The organism is Sphingomonas sp. CCH9-F2 (genome assembly GCF_001556735.1).
Classification (GTDB): Bacteria; Pseudomonadota; Alphaproteobacteria; order Sphingomonadales; family Sphingomonadaceae; genus Sphingomonas; species Sphingomonas ginsenosidimutans.
On the sequence record NZ_LSJO01000699.1, the window covers coordinates 1 to 3,295 of the forward strand.

General features: G+C 71.2%; 3 protein-coding genes. 2 read left to right on the forward strand and 1 reads right to left on the reverse strand.

What is annotated here, in order from left to right; all coding sequences use genetic code 11:
• Positions 1–233: 233 nt before the first annotated feature.
• Complete coding sequence (locus AX685_RS20040) at positions 234–893, reverse strand: TetR/AcrR family transcriptional regulator (protein ID WP_066491971.1); 660 nt, start codon at positions 891–893, stop codon at positions 234–236.
• A gap of 173 nt (positions 894–1,066) precedes the next feature.
• Between AX685_RS20040 and AX685_RS20045 the strand changes: the two genes are divergently transcribed.
• Entirely contained in the window at positions 1,067–1,531 is a 465-nt protein-coding gene (locus AX685_RS20045) for a (2Fe-2S)-binding protein (protein ID WP_066491977.1), read from the forward strand.
• A partial coding sequence (locus AX685_RS20050; protein ID WP_066491975.1) for a xanthine dehydrogenase family protein molybdopterin-binding subunit occupies positions 1,528–3,295 on the forward strand: 1,768 nt, incomplete at its 3' end. The genes AX685_RS20045 and AX685_RS20050, both read left to right, overlap by 4 nt.

Below are 3,295 nucleotides of genomic sequence, written 5' to 3' on the forward strand. Positions count from 1 at the left end.
CCCAGCCGTGCGCGTCGGGGGCGACCCCGCCGGCCTGCGACAGGATGGTCAGGAACACCGGGTCGATCCCCGGTTGCAGGCAGGCGAGCGCGGCGGCGGCGATCGCGCCCAGCGGCGCGCGGGACGTGGCGTGGTTCATCGGCGGACCCCAACAGCGATGCGCGCCTTGCGACGCACGCCGTTCAGATCATCCCCCGCAACGCCCCACCATGTGTCGTTCCGCCGCGCCGCCGTCAGTCGAGCCGCGCGGGCAGGCCGGCAATGTCGCGCGACGTGACCGTCTTGGCAAGCTCCACCAGCGACTTTGCCGCCAGCGCGGTGAGCGCGGGCATCTTGTGCGCCCAGGGCTTCTCATAGCCAGCGAACGGCGTGGTCCCCTCCATCGAGGCGCTGATGAACAGCGCGACGGTGTGCACCTCGTCCGGGGACAGCGCGGGATTGAGCAGCGCGACATATTCGCCGATGTAATCGTGCACGCGCTGGTAGAAGATGCGCACCCGGTCGGCGACGAAATCGCTGTGGTTGGCCAGCGCCCACAATTCGGAGAACAGCCGCGTCGTGCGCTTGCCCCGGATATCGTCCAGGCACAGGACGATCAGCAACCGCAATTGCTCCTCCGCGGGGACGGCGGGGATGCGCACCGTCTGGTCCAGCAGCCGTGAATAGCTGTCGATCAGCTCGTCCAGCATCACCTGGACCAGCATTTCCTTGCGCGGGAAATGATAGCTGACGTTGCCGACCTTCATGTCGCAGCGCGCGGCGATGCGACGAATCGTGAAGGCGGTAGCGCCTTCGTCGATCAGCAGGTCCAGCGCGGCGCGCAGGATCGTGTCCACCGTTTCGGTGCCGCGGGCGTAGATGCCGGGGCGCGCCGTCGTCGTCGTGGAATTCATACCGGAAACTCAAACACGTGCGGAGCACGGCGGACCTCCCTAGACCCCGCCGCGCGGCACCACAAGTATCCGCGGCTTGACGAAATCTTGAAGTACGTCCAGCATTTCTTTTGCATCGCAGCGATCGGCGGGGGCCGGGGGGCGTGTCCGCGATGCCGGAACAGGGGGTCCCGATGTCGGTGACGATCACGGTCAACGGTATGCCGCGAACGATCGACGTCGATCCCGACAAGCCGCTGCTGTGGGCGCTGCGCGAGGATATGAAGCTGCCGGGCACCAAGTTCGGGTGCGGCGCGGGGCTGTGCGGGGCGTGCACGGTGATGATGGACGGCGACGCGATCCGCGCGTGCCAGACGCCGGTCGGCTCGATCGCCGGCAAGGCGGTGACGACGATCGAACATGTCGCCACCACCCCGGTCGGACGGCGGGTGAGCGAGGCGTGGGCGGCGCTGGACGTGCCGCAATGCGGTTATTGCCAGGCCGGGCAGATCATGTCCGCCACCGCGCTGCTGACGCAGATCCCGGCGCCGACGCCCGAGCAGATCGACGGCGCGATGAGCGGCAACATCTGCCGCTGCGCCACCTATCTGCGCATCCGCGCGGCCATCGCGAAGGCCGCGACCGGGGAGGCGGCATGAGCACGCGGGTGCATCTGGACCGGCGCGGGTTCCTGACGGTGTCGCTGCTGGGGGGAACGGCGCTGGCGTTCGACGCCTGCGTGCCGCTGTCGGCGCAGGGGGCAGAGCAGGGCGCGGGGCAGGGGGCGCCCGGCGTCCTCAACGCCTTCGTGCGGATCGCGCCCGACAATGCGATCACCATCGGGGCGAAGAACCCGGAGATCGGGCAGGGCATCCGCACGATGTTGCCGATGCTGATCGCCGAGGAGCTGGACGCCGACTGGGCGCAGGTGCGGATCGCGCAGACGCTGGCGGACGATGCGGTCTACGGCCCGCAGGTCGCGGGGGGCAGCCGCGCCACGCCGGTCAACTGGCTGCCGATGCGCCGCGTCGGGGCCGCCGCGCGGCAGATGATCCTCAACGCCGCCGCCGCCGAATGGGGCGTGGAGGCCGCCACGCTGACGACCGAGCGCGGGCATGTGGTGGCTGCGGCGAGCGGGCGGCGTGCGCCCTATGCCGCGTTCGCGGTGCGCGCCGCGGCGCTGCCCGCCCCCGACATGGCCACCGTCCCGCTGAAGGCGGCGCGCGATTTCCGCATCATCGGCACCGCGCAGCCCGGCGTCGATACGCCGGCGATCGTCGCGGGCAAGCCCTTGTTCGGGATCGACACCGACCTGCCGAACATGGTGCATGCCGCGATCGCGATCAGCCCGGTGTTCGGCGGCACGATCACGGCGCTGGACGATGCCGCGGTGCGCGCGATCCCCGGCGTCGTCGCGGTGGTACGGCTGAACAGCGGGCTGGCGGCCGCGAACGGCGCCGACGATGCGGTCGCGGTGGTGGCCGACAGCTGGTGGACCGCGGCGCAGGCGCGGCAGAAACTGGCGATCGCCTGGGCGCCGCCGGCGGCGGGCGGCGACCATGCCACCGCCAGCTACGAACGCACCGCCGCGACGCTGCTGGACGGCGAGCCGCGCCATGACCTAGCCCGCATCGGGGACGCTGCCGCCGCGCTGAAGGGCGCGCACCGCGTGGTGACCGCGCGCTACGACTATCCGTTCCTGGCGCATGCCACGCTGGAGCCGCAGAATTGCACCGCGCTGTTCGCGGACGGCAAGCTGGAGCTGTGGGCGCCCAGCCAGGCGCCGGCGGCGGGGCGAAAGGCGACCGCCAGGGCGCTGGGCATCGCGCCGGAGGCGATCACGATCCACATGCCGCGGATCGGCGGCGGGTTCGGCCGGCGGCTGATGAACGACTATATGGTGCAGGCCGCGCTGATCGCGAAGGCGGTGCCGGGGCGCCCGGTGAAGCTGCTGTACGACCGCACCGACGATATCCGGCACGATTGCTATCGTCCGGCGGGATGGCACCGGCTGACCGCGGGGCTGGACGCGAAGGGCGCGATCGCCGCGATCACCGACCATTTCGTCAGTTTCGGCCATGACGGCGAGCCGGCGATCGCTGCGGAAATGTCGCCGTTCGAATTCCCGGCGCAGCTGGTGCCCGCGGTCCATTACGGCGCGACCTACATGCCCACCACCATGCCGACCGGCTGGCTGCGGGCGCCGACCAGCAATGCGATGGCGTTCACGTTCCAGGGGTTCCTGGACGAAGTGGCGCTGGCGGCGGGATGCGACCTGCCCGAGCTGCTGCGCCGCACGCTGGGCGAACCGCGCACCTTGCCCCCGCCGGAGCGCGGCGCGGCGTTCGACACCGGCCGCGCGCGCCGCGTCATCGACGCGGTGTGCACCCGCGCCGGCTGGCGGGGGGGGCGCGGGTGCACAC